General features: G+C 63.8%; 16 protein-coding genes. 10 read left to right on the forward strand and 6 right to left on the reverse strand.

Annotation, left to right across the window (positions count from 1 at the left end; translation table 11 throughout):
* Nucleotides 1–6: 6 nt before the first annotated feature.
* The 4 genes from BMY91_RS12260 to BMY91_RS12275 are packed head-to-tail and all read left to right on the forward strand — an operon-like array spanning nucleotide 7 to nucleotide 5,601.
* Nucleotides 7–765: a LamB/YcsF family protein gene (locus BMY91_RS12260; protein WP_090822235.1), complete on the forward strand. Its 759-nt coding sequence runs from the start codon at nucleotides 7–9 to the stop codon at nucleotides 763–765.
* Nucleotides 766–812: 47 nt separating this feature from the next.
* Nucleotides 813–2,162 carry an MFS transporter gene (locus BMY91_RS12265; RefSeq protein ID WP_090822237.1) on the forward strand — a complete coding sequence of 450 codons (1,350 nt, stop codon included), beginning with the start codon at nucleotides 813–815 and terminating at the stop codon, nucleotides 2,160–2,162.
* Nucleotides 2,163–2,168: 6 nt separating this feature from the next.
* Entirely contained in the window at nucleotides 2,169–3,833 is a 1,665-nt protein-coding gene (locus tag BMY91_RS12270) for a 5-oxoprolinase subunit B/C family protein (RefSeq protein ID WP_090822239.1), read from the forward strand.
* 7 nt (nucleotides 3,834–3,840) lie between these two features.
* On the forward strand, nucleotides 3,841–5,601 hold the full coding sequence (locus tag BMY91_RS12275; protein WP_090822241.1) for an acetyl/propionyl/methylcrotonyl-CoA carboxylase subunit alpha: 1,761 nt from the start codon (nucleotides 3,841–3,843) through the stop codon (nucleotides 5,599–5,601).
* Here the strand turns inward: BMY91_RS12275 and BMY91_RS12280 are convergent, their stop codons facing one another.
* The gene (locus tag BMY91_RS12280) at nucleotides 5,602–6,849 is read right to left on the reverse strand and encodes a D-arabinono-1,4-lactone oxidase (RefSeq protein ID WP_090822243.1); all 1,248 of its coding nucleotides are present in this window, start codon (nucleotides 6,847–6,849) and stop codon (nucleotides 5,602–5,604) included. It abuts the gene before it with no gap.
* Between the two features lie 130 nt (nucleotides 6,850–6,979).
* Between BMY91_RS12280 and BMY91_RS12285 the strand changes: the two genes are divergently transcribed.
* The gene (locus BMY91_RS12285; protein WP_090822245.1) at nucleotides 6,980–7,984 is read left to right on the forward strand and encodes a LacI family DNA-binding transcriptional regulator; all 1,005 of its coding nucleotides are present in this window, start codon (nucleotides 6,980–6,982) and stop codon (nucleotides 7,982–7,984) included.
* A 51-nt stretch (nucleotides 7,985–8,035) separates the two neighbouring features.
* Here BMY91_RS12285 and BMY91_RS12290 read toward each other — a convergent pair whose 3' ends face one another.
* The 3 genes from BMY91_RS12290 to BMY91_RS12300 form a co-directional block, all read right to left on the reverse strand.
* The gene (locus tag BMY91_RS12290) at nucleotides 8,036–9,031 is read right to left on the reverse strand and encodes a bile acid:sodium symporter family protein (protein WP_090822247.1); all 996 of its coding nucleotides are present in this window, start codon (nucleotides 9,029–9,031) and stop codon (nucleotides 8,036–8,038) included.
* Between the two features lie 80 nt (nucleotides 9,032–9,111).
* Nucleotides 9,112–10,608 carry a SulP family inorganic anion transporter gene (locus BMY91_RS12295; protein ID WP_090822249.1) on the reverse strand — a complete coding sequence of 499 codons (1,497 nt, stop codon included), beginning with the start codon at nucleotides 10,606–10,608 and terminating at the stop codon, nucleotides 9,112–9,114.
* 21 nt (nucleotides 10,609–10,629) lie between these two features.
* Nucleotides 10,630–11,736 (reverse strand): GTP pyrophosphokinase, encoded by a 1,107-nt coding sequence (locus tag BMY91_RS12300; protein ID WP_090822251.1) that lies wholly within the window; start codon nucleotides 11,734–11,736, stop codon nucleotides 10,630–10,632.
* A gap of 109 nt (nucleotides 11,737–11,845) precedes the next feature.
* On the opposite strand from BMY91_RS12300, the gene BMY91_RS12305 reads away from it, so the two are divergent.
* Genes BMY91_RS12305 through BMY91_RS12315 form a run of 3 tightly spaced genes read left to right on the forward strand, consistent with a single transcriptional unit; the run spans nucleotide 11,846 to nucleotide 14,489 of the window.
* Nucleotides 11,846–12,667: an alpha/beta hydrolase fold domain-containing protein gene (locus BMY91_RS12305; RefSeq protein WP_090822253.1), complete on the forward strand. Its 822-nt coding sequence runs from the start codon at nucleotides 11,846–11,848 to the stop codon at nucleotides 12,665–12,667.
* 39 nt (nucleotides 12,668–12,706) lie between these two features.
* Nucleotides 12,707–13,657: a carbohydrate kinase family protein gene (locus BMY91_RS12310; RefSeq protein ID WP_090822255.1), complete on the forward strand. Its 951-nt coding sequence runs from the start codon at nucleotides 12,707–12,709 to the stop codon at nucleotides 13,655–13,657.
* 22 nt (nucleotides 13,658–13,679) lie between these two features.
* Nucleotides 13,680–14,489: an HAD family hydrolase gene (locus tag BMY91_RS12315; protein ID WP_177179909.1), complete on the forward strand. Its 810-nt coding sequence runs from the start codon at nucleotides 13,680–13,682 to the stop codon at nucleotides 14,487–14,489.
* Here BMY91_RS12315 and BMY91_RS12320 read toward each other — a convergent pair.
* Together BMY91_RS12320 and BMY91_RS12325 are read right to left on the reverse strand one after the other, a co-directional pair.
* Entirely contained in the window at nucleotides 14,486–15,418 is a 933-nt protein-coding gene (locus BMY91_RS12320) for a methyltransferase family protein (RefSeq protein WP_090822259.1), read from the reverse strand. The two genes, BMY91_RS12315 and BMY91_RS12320, sit on opposite strands and share 4 nt — an antisense overlap.
* Nucleotides 15,415–16,329, reverse strand: a complete 915-nt coding sequence (locus BMY91_RS12325) for an NAD-dependent epimerase/dehydratase family protein (protein WP_256212716.1) — start codon at nucleotides 16,327–16,329, stop codon at nucleotides 15,415–15,417. The genes BMY91_RS12320 and BMY91_RS12325 overlap by 4 nt, the downstream gene beginning before the upstream one ends.
* An 86-nt stretch (nucleotides 16,330–16,415) precedes the next feature.
* Between BMY91_RS12325 and BMY91_RS12330 the strand changes: the two genes are divergently transcribed.
* Nucleotides 16,416–16,664 carry a hypothetical protein gene (locus tag BMY91_RS12330; protein WP_090822261.1) on the forward strand — a complete coding sequence of 83 codons (249 nt, stop codon included), beginning with the start codon at nucleotides 16,416–16,418 and terminating at the stop codon, nucleotides 16,662–16,664.
* Nucleotides 16,665–16,702: 38 nt separating this feature from the next.
* Nucleotides 16,703–17,482, forward strand: a complete 780-nt coding sequence (locus BMY91_RS12335; RefSeq protein ID WP_175538697.1) for a glycerophosphodiester phosphodiesterase family protein — start codon at nucleotides 16,703–16,705, stop codon at nucleotides 17,480–17,482.
* The last annotated feature ends 16 nt before the right edge of the window (nucleotides 17,483–17,498 follow it).

Genomic DNA, 17,498 nt, shown 5'->3' on the forward strand with positions numbered 1-17,498 from the left:
CACATCATGGCAATCATCGATCTGAACAGCGACGTCGGAGAGTCATTCGGACGCTGGACACTCGGCGATGACGCCGCCATGTTTGAGTCAGTCTCGAGCGCAAACGTTGCGTGCGGATTCCACGCCGGCGATCCCAGCGTCATCCGCAGCACCTGCGAAAAGGCGGTTCAGGCCGGCGTCGTGATTGGTGCCCATGTTGGCTACCGTGACCTCGCGGGATTCGGCCGCCGGTTCCTGGACATCGATCCCACGGAACTGGCTGACGACGTCGTGTACCAGATCGGTGCGCTCCAGGCGCTGGCCGCCACCACGGGAGCCCGCGTCCAGTACGTGAAGCCCCACGGAGGCCTCTACAACGCGATCGTGAAGCACACCGCGCAGGCACGTGCCGTCGTCGACGCCGTGAAATCGGTTGACCCCAACCTTCCGATCCTGGGCCTCCCCGGCTCCGAGGTACTGCGTCTCGCCGAGCAAGCCGGCCTCCGTGGTGTTTCCGAAGCTTTCGCGGACCGCGCGTACAACCCTGACGGCACCCTGGTTTCCCGCTCACAACCGGGTGCAGTACTGCACGATCCCGCCGAAGTGGCCCAACACGTCCTTCGGATGGCCACCGAACAATCCGTCAGGACCATCGACGGTTCCATCCTGAAAATCCGCGCAGAAAGCATCTGCGTGCATGGTGACTCACCCGGTGCTGTGGCAATGGCTACCGCCGTGAAGTCCGCTCTGAGCGACGCCGGCGTCAGCATCGGCTCGTTCCTCTAGCCCGCCCCGGGCTCCCCGCACCAACCCTCATCCCCCCGGAGGACATCATGACCAGCACCAACAAAGCAGCCAAGGCAGTGACAAGGAAGCCACCGCCCGGCGCGCTAAAGGCGTACGTTGCCAGCCTCACCGGCACCTCGCTGGAGTACTACGACTTCGCCATTTACTCCGTGGCCTCGGCCCTCGTGTTTCCCAAGATCTTCTTCCCGGGAAATGACGAGTTCGTTGCACTCCTTCTCTCCTTCTCAGCTTTCGCGGTGGGTTACCTTGCCCGTCCGATCGGTGGCGTCATCTTTGGCCGCCTTGGCGACAAGATCGGCCGCAAGTACGTCCTGGTGTTCACGCTTGTTCTGATCGGCGTGGCCACCGTGCTCATCGGAGCGCTGCCCGACTACTCCGTAATAGGCGTCGCGGCCCCCACAATTCTTGTGCTGTTGCGTTTGGCGCAGGGCATTGGCGTTGGCGGCGAATGGGGCGGTGCGGTGCTGCTGTCCAGCGAATTCGGTGATCCCAACAAACGCGGCTTCTGGTCCTCTGCCGCCCAGATCGGTCCGCCCGCCGGCAACCTCATGGCCAACGGCGTCCTCGCCATCCTTGCCGCTTCCCTCAGCGATGAAGCATTCCTTTCGTGGGGCTGGCGCGTAGCCTTCCTCGCCTCCGCTCTCCTGGTGGTCTTCGGCTTGGTCATCCGGCTCAAGCTGGAAGAAACCCCGGTGTTCAAGGCCATCCAGGCCAAGGGTGATCGACCCAAGGCTCCCATCAAGGAAGTCTTCACCACACAGCCCAGGGCCTTGGTGGCCGCGGCTCTCTCCCGCGTTTGCCCCGACATCCTCTACGCACTGTTCACCGTGTTCGTAGCTGTTTACGCCACTAAGCAGCTGGGCATGACCACCGGAAATGTCCTGTCCGCCATCCTGATCGGTTCGGCCTTCCAGCTCTTCCTGATCCCCTTGGCAGGCGCACTCACGGACCGTTTCAACCGTCGCTGGGTCTACGGCATCGCAGCAGCCGCCACTGCCGCGTACATCCCGCTGTTCTTCCTCATGATCCAGGGCAAGTCCGTAGCCATGCTGACAGTCGGCACCGTGATCGGACTGGCACTCCACGCCTTCATGTACGGCCCCCAGGCGGCCTTCATCACCGAGCAGTTCCCGGCCAGGCTCCGCTACGCCGGCAGCTCGCTGGCCTACACCCTGGCTGGCGTCATTGGTGGAGCCGTTGCTCCCATCATCTTCACCGCACTGTACGGCGCTGCGGGCGGCGGTTGGTACCTGATCGCCGTTTACATCCTGGTGGCCGCTGTTGTCACGATTGTCGGCATGCTCCTCGGCCGCGACCCCAAGCCGGAAGAAGACGTCCGTTTGATGCAGGGGACGCACGCTCAGCCGGCGGCGTAGCTGAAGATGGAAACCGTGATGCACACGACTACCGCAAAAAGGGTTCGCTCCGTTCGTCCCGTTGGCACCCGGGCCGTCCTGGCAGAGCTGGAGGGCCTGCAGGATGTCCTTGCCCTTCAGGACATGCTCTACAAGTCCCCGCTTCCCGGCCAGGTGGACGTTCTTGCCGCCGCGGAAACAGTCATGGTGGTGGGTGAGTCAGCGGCAGCTACCCGTGCGATCGGTGCCCGGCTGCTGGAGTTGGAACTCACCACACCTGAGGTCACCGATTCCGGGCTGGTGGTCATTGACACCGTGTACGACGGCGAGGACCTCGCCGATGTTGCGGAGCTGACCGGGTTGAGCGTGGACGGCGTTATTGCCGCGCACACAGGCCAGATATGGACGGTTGCCTTCGCTGGCTTCGCACCCGGATTCGGCTACATGGTGGGCCAGAACGAAGCCCTCACGGTTCCCCGTCGTTCTTCCCCGCGTACAGCGGTGCCTGCGGGATCTGTTGCTCTTGGTGGTCAGTATTCCGCCGCCTACCCGCGCCGTTCGCCGGGAGGTTGGCAGCTGATCGGCCGGACGGGGGCACGTATGTGGGATCTGGATCGTGCCCAACCAGCCCTGGTCCGCCCTGGTGACCGGGTGCAGTACCGGGCCGTCCGCGAGGTTGTGACGGCTAGTGATTCTCCAGTGAGCGAACCTGACAAGGAGCACCACACTGAGTCCGGACTAAGGATTCTCAATCCGGGTGCACAGAGCCTGATCCAGGACCTCGGCCGTCGAGGCTTTGGTCCGTTGGGTGTCTCCGCCGCTGGCGCCCTGGACCGGGCATCGCTGCGACGAGCCAACCGGCTGGTAGGCAATGGCGCTTCGGCCGCTGCCATTGAGACCGTCAATGGCGGGCTCACAGTTGAGGCCGTCGGAGACCAAGTGATTGCCGTGGCAGGCGCGCCCACCACGCTGACCATCCAGTCGCCGTCGTGGATTGAGTCCGAAGAGTCCGACGGCGGCGCCCAGCCGGGCGCGCAGCGGACCGTCCCGATGGCCACAGCTTTTGCGCTGCTGGACGGCGAGGTGCTCACCCTGGGCGCTCCCGAGTCCGGCTTCCGGAACTATGTGGCGATCCGCGGCGGAGTGGACGTTCCCGAGGTTTTGGGCAGCCGCTCGGCGGACACCATGTCCGGGATCGGCCCGGCCCCGTTGGTCATCAGGCAGGTTGTCCCTGTAGGTGAGAACACGGAGTCCACAGCGGTTGGTGCCCCCGAGCTGCAGCCCGACTTCCCCGGCACCGGCGTCACGGTACTGGACGTTGTCCCCGGGCCCCGGGCTGATTGGTTCAACCAGGAAGCGCTCGATTCGCTCTGCAGCCAGGAATGGCTGGTCACGCCGCAGTCCAACCGCGTCGGCATGCGCCTCGACGGCACACCGCTGGAGCGGACCCGCGAAGGTGAGCTCCCCAGCGAAGGCACCATGGCCGGCGCCCTCCAGATCCCGCCAGCGGGACTGCCCGTTCTGTTCCTGGCGGATCACCCCATTACGGGAGGCTATCCGGTGATCGGCGTGGTGCGCGATGAACACCTCGATCGTGCCGCGCAGGTCCCCATTGGCGGGCGTATCCGCTTCCGGTTCGTTCCGGATTCACCGGACGCCTCCATGACTTTTACCAAGACCCCAGAGAAGTGAGTATTAGATGCGCAAGGTCCTGATCGCGAACCGCGGCGAAATCGCCGTCCGTGTGGCCCGAGCCTGCGACGACGCCGGCATTGCCTCGGTGGCCGTTTACGCCGACATTGACGCCGATGCCATGCACGTTGGCGCCGCCGACGAAGCCTACAGCCTGGACGGAAACTCGCCCGCTGACACCTACCTGAACATCGGGAAGCTGCTCGCTGTAGCGGCGCAGTCCGGCGCTGACGCCGTCCACCCCGGCTATGGTTTCCTTTCCGAGAACGCCGATTTTGCGCAGGCAGTGCTCGACGCCGGACTTGAGTGGATCGGTCCCTCACCGGAGTCGATACGCCAGTTGGGCAACAAGATCACCGCCCGCGAAATTGCAGTCCGCGCCGGCGCGCCGTTGGTTGCCGGCAGTGACGGGCCGGTGTCCTCTGCTGCGGAAGCGCGGGCCTTCGCAGAGGAACACCGGCTTCCGCTTGCCATCAAGGCTGCCTTCGGCGGCGGTGGCCGCGGCCTGAAGGTGGTCCGCGAGCTTGCCGAAGTAGAGGAAGCTTTCGACTCCGCAGTCCGTGAGGCTGTGGCTGCCTTCGGTCGAGGCGAGTGCTTTGTTGAGCAATACCTGGACCGGCCCCGGCATGTGGAAGCCCAGATCATCGCCGATGTTCATGGCAACGTGGTTGTGGTGGGGACGCGCGACTGCTCCCTGCAGCGCCGCCACCAGAAACTCGTGGAAGAGGCCCCCGCGCCGTTCCTGAGCGATACGCAGCGGCAAAAGATCTACGAAGGATCCAAAGCAATCATCCGTGAAGCCGGTTACTACGGCGCAGGAACGGTGGAGTTCCTGGTCTCAGCGGATGGCGCGGTGGCGTTCCTGGAGGTCAACACCCGCCTCCAGGTGGAGCACCCCATTACGGAGGAAACCGCCGGAATCGACCTTGTGCAGGAACAATTCCGCATCGCTGCCGGTCTGCCGCTCAGCATCACCGAAGACCCCACTCCGCGTGGGCACTCCTTCGAGTTCCGCATCAATGCCGAGGACGTAGGCCGCGGATTCCTGCCCTCACCGGGCACCGTGGCTTCCTTTGAATCACCCACCGGACCGGGAATCCGCTTGGATACCGGCGTGCGTTCGGGCTCGTTCGTCGCACCGCAATTCGACTCGCTCTTGGCCAAGTTGATCGTCACAGGGGCTGACCGGCAACAGGCTCTGCGCCGCGCCCGACGTGCCCTCGCCGAAATCAACATCACGGGTCTGCCCACGGTGCTGCCGTTCCACCGGGCCGTTCTGGAGTCCGATGACTTCACATCGGTTGCCGGCTTGAACATCCACACCCGCTGGATCGAAACCGACTTCGCTGACCACATCCCCGTGGATCCCGAATACAACGTGGAGGCTCCGGACGGAGAGCGGCGAACCATCACCATTGACGTGGACGGCAAACGCCTTGCCGTTGGGCTTCCGGCTGACCTGCTGGATGGCTGGGCGCGCTCAGGACAGGGGCTTCCAGCTGCCTCGGACGTGACGGGGCTGCCGGGTTCTGTCACAAATGCAGACTCACCAGCCGAATCGGCCCTCGTCTCCAGCATGGCCGGCACTGTTGTGAAATGGCTTGTTGAACCTGGCGCTGACGTAGCTGCGGGTGACCCTTTGGTGGTTCTGGAGGCCATGAAAATGGAAACCCAGGTCCCCGCACACCGCTCAGGTACGCTCTCCGAAGTCCTTTCCGCACCCGGCGGTGTGGTCACGGCTGGCGCAGTCCTGGCTCACATCGAGTAGTTAGGACGTAACGGCAACGCCCAGCACGCTGTCCAGCAAGCCGTTGCGGAATTTGCCCGAGGGATCATTCGCCTGGACCAGGGCACGGAAGTCCTCGAACCGCGGGTAGAGCGCGGCAAAGTCGTACTGGCCGGGCGTGAAAAGCTTGCCCCAGTGCGGGCGTGCACCGAACGGACGCAGCGCTTCCTCAAGCTCGGGCAGCACTGCTTCCACCTCGGTCTGCAGCGGTTTCCACGTGAAGTGCAGCGCCACGCTTTGCTGCTGGTAGAACGGGCTGAGCCAGAACTCATCTGCTGCCACGGTGCGGATTTCAGAGACGAACAGGAGCGGCGCGAGCTTCTGGGCGAGTTCCCGGACAGCCTGTAGCGCGGCCGGCGCCTGATCCAGGGGCAGGAGGAACTCGCTTTGGAGTTCCTCGCCGTTGCTCGGCGTGAACTCGTGACGGAAGTGCGGCAAGCGGTCCAGCCACTTCCCTGCGACGTCCAGCTGCTCGGTGCAGTTTTCTGCGGACATATCCGGCAAGGGGTGCATGGCGGATGTCGCAGCCGTCGCCCCAAACAGATCAGGCAGCGCCGCCTCGGTGTCCAGGGCCTTAAGCCAGACCTGCGGGATGGTGTCGCCGGTGTAATCCGTGAAAAAGCTGACGCTGTAGGCACTGGAGGCGATGCCCTGGAATTCCGCCAAGGCCCTCTCCCAAGAGAGACCCGTGAGCACGCGCTGCCGGACCTCATAGCTCGGGCGAATGGCCAGCTCCAGACCTGTGACGATGCCAAGGGCTCCCACGCCCACCACGCTGGCGAGGAAGTCGTCGTCGTCCGCTGAAAGGGTCACCAGCTCGCCGGAGGCGCGCACCAGCTCGACGCCGACGACGGCGGCAGCCAAGGAGGGATTGTTGACTCCGCTGCCGTGTGTGCCGGTTTGGATGGCGCCCGCAACGGAGATGTGCGGGAGGGAAGCGAGGTTGTGGATGGCGTACCCCTGTTCCTCCAAGGCTCGCCCCAGGGCCCCGTAGCTGATGCCACCACTGACCTTGACCGTGCTCCTGGCGACATCCACCACGATCTCCTGGGGCAGGGAGTCAAGCAGGATATGGATGCCGTCGGTGTCTGCCACCGTGTTGAAGGAGTGCCGGGAACCGAGCGCTTTGATCCGCGACGCGTTGGCTACGAGGTCCTGTAGCTCCTCCACCGACGTGGGGCGGTGGACTTCCGCGGATGAGTACTCAAGGTTTCCTGCCCAGTTCTGCATCGACTATTCTTCCCGCTCGGAATACTTATTGGCTCCCGCAATTGTTAACGTTCACAACTAATTGCGTCAAGGGGTGTCCACTCCATTGCCGCTAGAGTTCAAGAAACCCGCTGTCTACCAGGAGTGCCACGTGAGCAAGGGATCCAAGCCCACCATCCGGGACGTAGCAAAGGCGGCTGAGGTCTCGCTGACCACCGTCTCCTACGTACTCTCAGGTCGGCACGGTGGCACCACCCGGATCAGCCAGCCCACCCAGGACCGTGTCCTGGCCGCGGTCAAGGAACTGGGCTACGTGCCCAATCAGGCCGCCCGGGGAATGCGCCGGGGCAAGACGGACGTGATTGCGGTGGCGATCGGAAATCTCGAATGGCCGTGGGACAGGGCCCTTGCCACGGCTGCAGCAGCAATCCTCCCGCAGCACGGCTACCAGCCGGTGATCTTGTTGGGTGACGATTGGCGGAAGTTCATGATGTCCGGCGGTGCGGACGGCGTCATCATTGGCTACTTCCCTGAGGCAAAGTCCGAGGATGAAACCGTCACGGAGCTGGCTCGACGCGGCGCTGCCCAAGTGGTGATCTCCGGAACCATGAATCCTGCCGGGTTCGATGTCCTGGCCCCTGAGGCTGACGCCGGACTCAGGGAGTGCATGGACTTCCTCACCGCCTCCCACCGCAGGATCGCCTGTATTCGAAGGGCGGACCCGGCGGGCCGTCCCAAGAGCCGGTTCTCCGCCTACGCAGCCGGACTGGAAGATGCGGGTATCCCGCTCGATGAGACCCTGGTCAGAACCTCGCAGCACCGTCCAGCCATCGCCTATCAATCAGCGCTGGAGCTGCTCCAGCTGCCGGACCGGCCCACGGCCATCCTTTGCACGGACGACATGGAGGCGCTGCAGACCATTCGGGCTGCCTACCGCCTCGGCCTTCGTGTGCCCGAGGACGTTCAGATTGTCGGCGTCGGCAACTCCACCGAGGGCCAGGAATACGATCCTGCCCTGACCACAGTGGGCCCGGAGCCGATCTTCGAGCAGGTGGTCCGAATGTTGCTCAATCGCTTGGCCGGAGCCACCCCAGTTGAGGGAGTCCGGATTGCATCACCGTGGAAGTTGCACCGGCGCGGCACCACGGCGGGCTAGCTGGTCCCTCAGCGGGCCTGGTTCCTCAACGGGCCTGGTTCTTCAGTGGGCTCAGTCCTTCAGCGGACGGCGGGCAAGCCATGCGGCAACGATTGCGCCGGAGATGTTGTGCCACAAGGAGAACACAGCGGACGGCAGTGCGGCCAGCGCGCCGAAGTGCGCGGTGGCCAGTGTCGCGGCAAGGCCGGAGTTCTGCATGCCGACCTCGAACGCGAGGGCTCGGCGCGCTTTGTCATCCAGGCGGCCAAGCTTGCCAGCCAGGTAGCCAAGGCCCAGGCCGAATCCGTTGTGGAGGACCACTGCCAGGAACACGATTCCTCCGGCGGCAACAATCTTGCTGGCGCTGCCAGCCACCACAATGGCGACAATCAGCGAAATCACGACGGCGGATGCCCACGGAAGTGCCGGAAGAACCTTCGCGACGAGCTTGGAAAGGAAGAGGCGGGCCAGCAGTCCGGCGATCACCGGCAGCAGCACCGTCTTCACGATGTCCATCACCATGGCGCCAGCATCGATGTGCAGGAACGAGCCGGCCAGGAAGAGCGTTAGCGCGGGAGTCACGAGGGGCGCGATGAGGGTGGAAACCGAAGCGACAGCCACGGACAGCGCAACATCGCCCTTGGCAAGGAACGCCATGACGTTGGATGCGGTGCCGGAGGGAGCGCAGCCCACCAGGATGAGGCCGACAGCCAGTTCTGGAGGCAACTGCAGGAGTACTGCAATGAGCCACCCGGCGCCGGGCATGATCACGTAGTGCGCCACGATGCCGAGGGCAACAGCCCATGGTCGGCGCGCTACGGAGGCAAAGTCCGGCGGAGTGAGCGTGAGGCCCATGCAGAACATGATGGTGCCAAGCAGGTAGGGAACGGCGACACCCATCGGTTTGAACAGATCCGGAATCAGGAATCCGAGGACGCCGGCCACAACCACCAGCAGCGGGAAGACCGTGACGGCAATGCGCGCAATCTTGGCTTCAGCGGCAAGGGCGGCGTTGACGGGCGCAGCGGATTCTTCGGTTTTCGATGGGGTATTGGTTGCCTCAAGCATTCATCCATGCTCACACTGCTGCTACCCAACCAACGAGTTCGTTACATTCGCCGGCGTGTATATGTCAGATGACCGCTGTTTCAGGAGTTGAGCTTCCCGGCCAGGCGCTCACGCATGCGGATGCTTGCCTCGTTCAGGCCAATGAACTCCACTTCGCGCCCGTGATTCCGGTATTTCTCTGTGACCGAGTCCAGGACTGCCACCGTGGAAGCGTCCCAGATGTGCGAGCCGTGAAGATCGATGACCACTCGATCTATGCCGTCTGAGGAATCTTTCGCGTAATCGAACTGCGTGTAGAGGTCGTTGGAAGAGGCAAAGAAGAGTTCGCCATCTACCGTGTACGTCGCCACGGTTTCGCCATTGAGGAGCAGTTCCGTCCGCTCCACGGTTGCGAAGTGGGCTACCCGCCGCGCGAACAGGACCATTGCGGTCAGAACGCCGACGCCGACGCCCACCGCCAGGTTGTGCGTCGCCACCACTGCGGCGACAGTAACCAGCATGACGGCGGTCTCCGACTTGGGCAGGCGCTTGAGCGTTGAGAACCGGATGGAATGCCAGTCAAAGGTGATGAGCGAAACGAAGATCATCACGGCCACCAAAGCCGCCATGGGAATCATCCCCACAACGTCGCCCAGCACCACCACCAGGATGAGCAGGAATACTCCGGCAAGGAACGTTGAGAGCCGGCTCCGCGCGCCTGAGCCCTTCACATTGATCATGGTTTGACCGATCACTGCGCAACCACCCAGGCCGCCCAGGAAGCCGGTGACGATGTTGGCAGCACCCTGGCCCCAGGACACCCGCGTCTTGTTGGAACGCGTGTCTGTGATGTCGTCCACCAGCTTGGCGGTCATCAGCGATTCCAGCAGGCCCACCAACGCCATGGACAGCGCGAACGGCGCAATGATCTGGAATGTCTCCAGGTTCAGTGGGACGTTGGGCAGGAAAAGCCCGGGAAGGCTGTCCGGCAGTTCGCCCTTGTCGCTGACGGTGGGGACGTCGATGTTCCCCAGAACAGTCACCAGCGTAATGACAACGATCGCTACCAGAGGTGCCGGAATGGCGGTGGTCAGCCGGGGGAGTCCGAACACGATGACCAACCCCACCACCACGATCGGGTAGACCATCCACGGCACGTTGAACAGCTCGGGCATCTGCGACATGAACACCAGGATGGCCAGTGCGTTGACGAAGCCGATCATCACGGAGCGGGGAATGAACCGCATCAGCTTGGTGACACCCAGGACCGCCAGGATGATCTGGAAAACGCCCGCCAGGATGATGGTGGCAATGAGGTAATCGAGCCCATGTTCTTTCATTACGGGAGCGATCACCAAGGCCACGGCACCGGTCGCCGCGGAGATCATGGCCGGACGGCCGCCCACCAGAGCGGTCACCACGCCCATGGTGAACGATGCGAACAAGCCGATGCGGGGATCCACTCCGGCAATCACGGAGAACGCGATGGCCTCCGGGATGAGCGCCAAGGCCACCACGAGTCCCGCGAGGGATTCCGTCAGCAGGCGGCGGGGCGAGCGGAAGGTCGCCCGCAGTGACATGAGTTGCTCGGGTGTCATGGGTCCTTAGAATGCGGTCTTTTATAAAGCAGTCTGGCGGTAACGCTCAATCTGCTTAAGACGCCGCAGGAGGCTGTCGCGCCGCGGGTGCGGGACGACGTCGGGCGCCTCAGCGGTGAGATCAATATGTTCGGTTCCGTACTGCCACAGCAGGAGGTCGTCCAGGAGGCGGTCGGGTCCGGGGGAGTAGCGGTGGTCCAGGGCCTTGCGGACCTCGGTGATCCGGTTGGCGCTAAGCAGTCCGGCCAGCTCCACGGTCTTGGTGAGTCCGTGGGCAGCGAGCAGCTCAGCAGCCCATCCCCAGTCGTCATCAACTTTACGGTCAACGTGCGGCAAGAGGGTACGCCAGACGTCACGAACCCGGTTTGGCGTCAGCGGCGAGCCACCCTCACCTTCGAGGTCCCAGTAGCTGCGGACTTCCTCGTAGCGCTCGTGAAGATCCGCGAAGGCGCTCTCCACGGTTTCCAACATGGCTGCTGTGGCCGTGAACTGGCGGTCGAAGTGCGGCGTCCAGGCGCGGGGGTCTTCGGCCTTGAAGCGGATGTCGTGCTCGATCTCGCTCCAGGCATGGGCAAACACTGTACGGATCTGGCATTCGAAGAAGTAGCTGCCGTTGGCAGGCATGTCCGGATTGAAGACGTGCTGGTACTCCTTGACGGCCTCGTTCTGGATGGTGCGCAGGATGAGGTGCCGGCTGGAGTAGCCGTAGGTTCCGGACTCGATGGAACCGATGTCCTTCTCACGGTCGCCTCGGCAGTCGAAGAGCTGCCGTTGGCGCTTGATGATGTTGGCCACGGCCGCGTTTTCGGCCGGAAGTTTGGTGATGACACGGATGCCCACCATGTCGTTCAACGTGCGGAACGGGTCCGGAAACTTCAAGACACGCGGGCCACCGGGCTCCAACGGGTCATCCGTGCGGGAGATTTTTTCCCGGAACGACTCCACAGTTTTGGTCCGGCCAGTGACAAACAACGGAGTTACCTCGGCGTCGTTCAGCATGTCCCTCAATGTCAGCAGGACATCGCGCGTGACCCGCTTGAGGGCAGGGCGAACACGCTCATAGAGCGCCACGTTCGCATCCACTGCGTCGCGCTGATCCTGGTCCAGGCTGTCCCAATTGCTTGCCATGCCCCCAGCTTACGGGGCGGGCCCGACACTGAACCGGCCACCCGCCGTCGGGGTGCCTCTAGCCAAACTTCCGAACCGTCACGATAGGCTCAGTACAAAGGAGGGCGCAATGTTGCGGCACAAGTACAGCTACGGCGAACACCCCAGTCAGTGGGGCGAACTCTTCATACCTGAACCGAGCAACGGAAACCATCGCGGCGTATCAGCCGTGGCCGGTGGAATTGCCGTTGTGATCCATGGCGGCTACTGGCGGTCCCAGTACGGCGCTGAGCTCGGAGAGCCCCTTGCACGGGACCTCGCAGCGCACGGAATCACCGCGTGGAACCTCGAATACCGGCGTGCCGGAAACGGCGGTGGTTGGCCCCATACTTTTGAGGACATCCTGGCCGGCATCGACCATCTCTCCCACATTGCCGGCGAGCATGACCTTCAGCTTGGCAAAGTAGTGGCGCTGGGCCACTCTGCGGGTGGTCATCTGGCCGTCTGGGCGGCGGGACGTCAACGGCTCTCCTCCATCGGAACGCCCGACGCCGACAGGCAACTGGTGCGCGGACCGGAGGACACCGCAGTGCACCTGACGGGCGTCGTCAGCCAGTCCGGCCTCCTGAACCTTGCCGCCGCGGAGAAGCTGAACCTCAGTAACGGAGCTGTCTGCAACCTCATGGGTGGCGATTCGGGCAGATACCCCAAACGGCATAAATACGCTGATCCCATGAGTTCACTCCCACTGGACGTCCCCGTATATGCCGTGCACGCCACGGATGACGAGGACGTTCCTGCGAGCCAGTCCGAGGCATATGTGGCTGCGGCAACTGCAGCGGGGAGTGCGGCCCAGCTGTTGCGCGTTCCGGGAGACCACTTCGACCTGATCGATCCCAAAGCCGTGGCATACAAGAAGTGCCGCGAGCTGGTGCAGCGCCTCCTGTCGTAATCTGTGGTCCGTGAGGTCCGCCTCTGGCAGAGTTGTCCCATGCTGACAGTCATTGGTGAAGCCCTGGTGGACGTCGTTCAACGCTCCTCTGGAATTGAGGCGCACGTTGGCGGGAGCCCGCTCAACGTTGCCGTCGGCCTGGCCCGGCTGGACCACCCCGTGCAGTTCATCGGGCGCTACGGCCGCGATGCCTACGGCGATTCCGTTGCGGCGCACCTGCGGTCGAGTTCAGTCATGGTGCCGCTTCCGCCGGACGAGAAGGCAACCAGCGTGGCCACCGCGCAAATCGACGACGACGGCGCGGCCACGTACGTTTTTGACCTCACCTGGGAACTGCCCGGACTTGCCGGAAGGTTGCCGCTGATGCTGCAGGGTGCCACTTTGCTGCACACGGGTTCCATTGCCACCTTCCTGGAGCCGGGCGCTGCTGACGTGCTGGCCGCGGTCGAGCATGCCCACCCGGGCAGCACTATCAGCTTCGATCCCAACTGCCGTCCCAGCATCATCACGGACGTTGAGTACGCCCGGACCCAAGCCGAGCGCTTCGTGGTGCTTTCCGACGTTGTGAAGGCCTCTGATGAGGATCTTGAGTGGCTGTACCCTGGCGTTGATCCGACGGAGTCTGCGCGGCGGTGGCTGTCCTTGGGCGGCGACGAGGGGCCGGCGCTAGTGGTGGTGACGCGTGGTTCGCGCGGGCCGTGGGGAGTCACCCGCGCAGGCGAAACCCAGATCCCGGCGCCATCTGTGAACGTGGTGGATACCGTGGGGGCAGGCGACTCGTTCATGGCCGGGTTGTTGTCCGCGATTGTGGATCATGGCCTGGACGGCGCGCAAAACAGGGGTGCCTTGCGGGCAATGCCGGTGGAAACGCTGGCTGCGATCATGGATCACGCAACCCGTGCGGCTGCAGTCACGGTGTCCCGGGCAGGAGCCAATCCGCCAACCCGGGCCGAGCTCAACCACGGGACAGCCGCCGGCAAAGTGGGCTGAGACCGCCGCGTAGACTGGCATGATGCGGCTCGTAGCAAGCGATATTGACGGCACCATCCTCGGTCACGACGGCAAAATCAGTGATCGGACCATCAAGGCATTCCAGGCGTGCCGCGACGCCGGCGTGGAACTGGTGTTCGTCACGGGTCGCCCGCCGCGGTGGTTGTACCCCCTCCAGGAGCAGCTGGGGCACAGCGGAATTGTGATCTGTTCCAATGGCGCCGTGGTGTGGGACCTGGAAACCGAGAAGGCGCTGTCTTCCTGTGCGCTGGATGCCGACTCGGTCTTCGAGGCGCGCCGCATCATCAAATCCCTCCGGCCTGATGCCCTGTTTGCTGTGGAGACACTCACGGGTTTCCAGCTGGAGCCTGGGTTCATTGAAAATGAAACCAGCGAACTGCTGGCCGAGTTCACCCCCAAGCCGCTGGTGGAGACCCTCACTGCGGATGACGCCGTCGTGAAGTTCCTGGCCATTACCCGCAACGGAACGCCGGACGAGTTCCTTGCCGAGGTTCAGCCCGCCGTTGCCCACTTGGTGTCCACAACGCACTCTGCGCCGCGGACGGCGATGCTGGAGATGTCCGTTCCTGGCATCAACAAGGCCGTCACTCTCGCCAAATACGCCGAGTCGCTGGGTATTGAGGCTGCCGACGTGGTGGCATTCGGGGACATGCCCAACGACATCGAGATGCTCCGCTGGGCCGGTCACGGCTACGCGATGGCCAGTGGACACCCTGAAGCCATTATTGCGGCCGGCCAGCAGGCACCGCACTTTGACGACGACGGCGTGGCCCAGATTTTGGAAGCCAAGCTGACGGAGCAGCGGGTTTAGTTTCGCCTGACGCTGGGAATCCAGCAGCGAACCGAATCGCGGTAGTGACGGAACTCGGCCCCAAACCGGTTTTCGAGGTCTGTTTCCTCAAGCGGCCGGACGGCGTAGTTCCACAACAGTGAGCCGATCAAGGCGTACGCGATGACCAGCCACGAGCCCAGAATGAGGCCCACTCCCACGCCTTGGGTGATTCCGGCGACAGCCATCGGGTTGCGAACCCAACGGTACGGACCTGCAATGACCAGACGGTTCGGCATGGCAGATGGCAGCGGAGTACCACTGCCACGGGATGACATTGTCACAGCGGAGGCGACACCCAGGCAGCTCGCCAGCACCAGGATGCCCACACCGATAACCCCGGAAAGCGGTGGGAGGGCGAGCGACACCAACCATCGCTGTTCCAGCCACGAAATGACCACGGGGACCACCAGAAGGAAAAAGCCCCAAAAGAGGGCCATCTGTCCCAGTGTCGCGCCCACATGTGCTGTAACCCCGCGCTGCTCGTCAGCGGGACGGAAAGCGAACGGGCCCCGGACAATCCACTCGGTTGGAAGCCGTCCCAGCAGGACACAGCAGAGTGCAACCGCCGAGCAGGCCGCAGCAGCGAGCATCATCAGTACACCCAAGCCCGCCTCGGAAAAGACCGTGGCGAAGACCGCCAGGGCAATGGCCACGACGGCGGTCCAGCCGGTAGCAACCACGGCCGCAGCCTTAACGCCGAACGCCGCCACGGCGGAGCAAACCACGAACAACGGAATGTCGAAGGCCGCAACAGCCAGTGGATCCAGGCGGCCGAGCGTGGCTTCGCGGACAGGTGGTGAAACGAACACGGCCGCCCACCAGCACAGACCCGCAACGGCCTGTGCTGCAAAATAGGCCCGGCCCCACCAACCCAGGTTCGGTGTCACCGCAAGGGAAGGGCGGCTCACGGGTGCCGTACGCCCTGACCGTCCAGTAGGGCCCGGTACCCCTCCTCGAAGGTGGGGAATGCGAAGTCAAAGCCACTCGCCCTCAACAGCGCATTCGAACAGCGCTTGTCGCCGGGGCCGGCGTCGGACGCGCCGCCGGGTTCCGCCGTCGGGGGTTCCGGGCATCCCATCCCAGCGGCGAGAAACTGCATCACCTCGCCCATCTCAGCCGGGTAGTCGTCAACACCTACGTACACCGGATCCGGAACCTGTTCCATGGTGGTGAGGTGGACGATCATGGCCGCAGCATCGTCCCGGTGGACACGGTTTGTGTGCCGGGGCTGTGCCGGAATGACGGCCTTGCCTGTCCGGACCTGGTCTATCAGCCGGGTGCGTCCGGGCCCGTAGATCCCGCCCAGCCGAAGGGAAATCGGCCGGGTGGCTGTGCCGTGGGTTCGGGCGAACAGCAAATCCTCGGCCTCCACCAGGATCTTCCCGCTGAAACGCGTGGGCTCGGTGGGGGTCGACTCGTCCACAACAGCCCCGCCGGAATCCTTGTAAACAGCGGTGGAGGAGACGAAGAGGATCCGGCGCGGCTCCAGGGATTGCCGCTCCAGCGCATCCAGGACGTTCTTTACACCGTTCAGGTAGGCCGCTCGATAGGCCTCCTCAGTGGAGGAATCGGCGGCTACAGCCACCACAACAATGTCCACATCTGCCGGCAGTTGGGGCACGCCCTTGGAAAGGTCCGCGTATACGCCGTGGATTTCAGGCGGCAGTTTTTCCGGGGACCGGCGCAGGCCCACAACCTGGTGGCCAGCTGCGGCGAAGCGGAGTCCGGCTTCCGTTCCGAGGTCGCCGCATCCGGCAATCAACACAGTCATGTCCCTAGTCTGGCAGTACCAGGCTGTCACCTGCTTCCCAGCCTCCATACAACCAGCGTTCACGTTGCCTCCGTAGGCTTCCAGCCAAGGACCCGTTCGCATCGTGTCTACCAGTCGGATTAGCAGGGGGAAACATGGCCAAGCGCAGGATCAACGATTTCAACACGGCGCCTTTGCGGCGCATCGAACCCGATCATCACTGGCGCTCGCTGCGCCAGGGCGACCGCGTCAGCGTCACGCTCACCCCGGGGTACGCATCGGCCGGCGTTGTTGACGCCGTCACCGGCGATGCCACGGCGGTATGGGTGGAGCTCGACGGCGGTCGCGGACGGACGCTGGTGCACGTCAGTGACGGCGTGGCGATAGTTCCGCACGAAGCCTGACGCGCTTCATCGGGGTGCACGTCGGCTACGCTACGGGTGTGACGCTGCCCTATTTCCTCCGCAAGGACGGTTCGGTGGGCCCTTTGGCCTTCGCGCACCGTGGTTTCTCGCTGGACGGCCTGGAGAATTCCATGGCTGCTTTCAGAGCTGCAGTGGAACTGGGGACCGTGCACCTTGAAACGGATGTCCACACCACCTCGGACGGCGTGCTGCTTGTCTTTCACGACTCGTCCCTGGACCGCGTGACCGATTCGGCTGGGGATATTGCATCTCTGACCGCCTCGGAAGTCTCCGCTGCCCGGATTGGTGGGATTGAACCGGTCCCAACGTTTGATGAGCTTGTTTCGGCGCTCCCGACTGCCCGGTTGAACCTGGACGTCAAGGACTGGAACTCGGTGGGCCCCATGGCCAAGGCCATTGAGAAGCACGGGATCCATGATCGCGTCCTGGTCACAAGTTTCTCGGACCGGCGCCGCCGGGCAGTCCTGAAGCTCCTGTCCCGCCCGGTTGCCACGTCCGCTGGAAGCACCCTGACCGCCGTTTTCGCCCTGCTTGGCCCCGTGCTTCCGGTTCCGCTGGCGCGCAAACTGCTTGCCGGCGTCGACGTCTTCCAGGTTCCCGTTCGCTACGGACTGTTCCGGGTGGTGACTCCGGGATTCATCGGGCGGGCTCATCGGCTGGGCCTCCAGGTGCATGTGTGGACCATCAATGATCCCGCTGAGATGGAGCGCCTGCTGGACCTGGGCGTGGATGGAGTCGTGTCAGACCGCTTGGACCTCCTTAAGGAAGTCCTGGTCCGCCGAGGCCGGTGGGTCTAGGCCCTTCCTGCGTACA

Source organism: Arthrobacter sp. yr096 (assembly GCF_900108925.1).
In the GTDB taxonomy this organism is placed as follows: Bacteria; Actinomycetota; Actinomycetes; order Actinomycetales; family Micrococcaceae; genus Arthrobacter.

Excerpts from the sequence above, each read along its gene's own strand:
- BMY91_RS12305 (WP_090822253.1), top strand. The coding sequence starts at position 11,846 with ATGTTGCGGCACAAGTACAGCTACGGCGAACACCCCAGTCAGTGGGGC.
- BMY91_RS12325 (WP_256212716.1), bottom strand. The coding sequence starts at position 16,329 with ATGGAGGCTGGGAAGCAGGTGACAGCCTGGTACTGCCAGACTAGGGAC.
- BMY91_RS12260 (WP_090822235.1), top strand. The coding sequence starts at position 7 with ATGGCAATCATCGATCTGAACAGCGACGTCGGAGAGTCATTCGGACGC.
- BMY91_RS12315 (WP_177179909.1), top strand. The coding sequence starts at position 13,680 with ATGCGGCTCGTAGCAAGCGATATTGACGGCACCATCCTCGGTCACGAC.
- BMY91_RS12310 (WP_090822255.1), top strand. The coding sequence starts at position 12,707 with ATGCTGACAGTCATTGGTGAAGCCCTGGTGGACGTCGTTCAACGCTCC.
- BMY91_RS12300 (WP_090822251.1), bottom strand. The coding sequence starts at position 11,736 with ATGGCAAGCAATTGGGACAGCCTGGACCAGGATCAGCGCGACGCAGTG.
- BMY91_RS12330 (WP_090822261.1), top strand. The coding sequence starts at position 16,416 with ATGGCCAAGCGCAGGATCAACGATTTCAACACGGCGCCTTTGCGGCGC.
- BMY91_RS12270 (WP_090822239.1), top strand. The coding sequence starts at position 2,169 with ATGGAAACCGTGATGCACACGACTACCGCAAAAAGGGTTCGCTCCGTT.
- BMY91_RS12295 (WP_090822249.1), bottom strand. The coding sequence starts at position 10,608 with ATGACACCCGAGCAACTCATGTCACTGCGGGCGACCTTCCGCTCGCCC.
- BMY91_RS12265 (WP_090822237.1), top strand. The coding sequence starts at position 813 with ATGACCAGCACCAACAAAGCAGCCAAGGCAGTGACAAGGAAGCCACCG.
- BMY91_RS12275 (WP_090822241.1), top strand. The coding sequence starts at position 3,841 with ATGCGCAAGGTCCTGATCGCGAACCGCGGCGAAATCGCCGTCCGTGTG.
- BMY91_RS12290 (WP_090822247.1), bottom strand. The coding sequence starts at position 9,031 with ATGCTTGAGGCAACCAATACCCCATCGAAAACCGAAGAATCCGCTGCG.
- BMY91_RS12280 (WP_090822243.1), bottom strand. The coding sequence starts at position 6,849 with ATGCAGAACTGGGCAGGAAACCTTGAGTACTCATCCGCGGAAGTCCAC.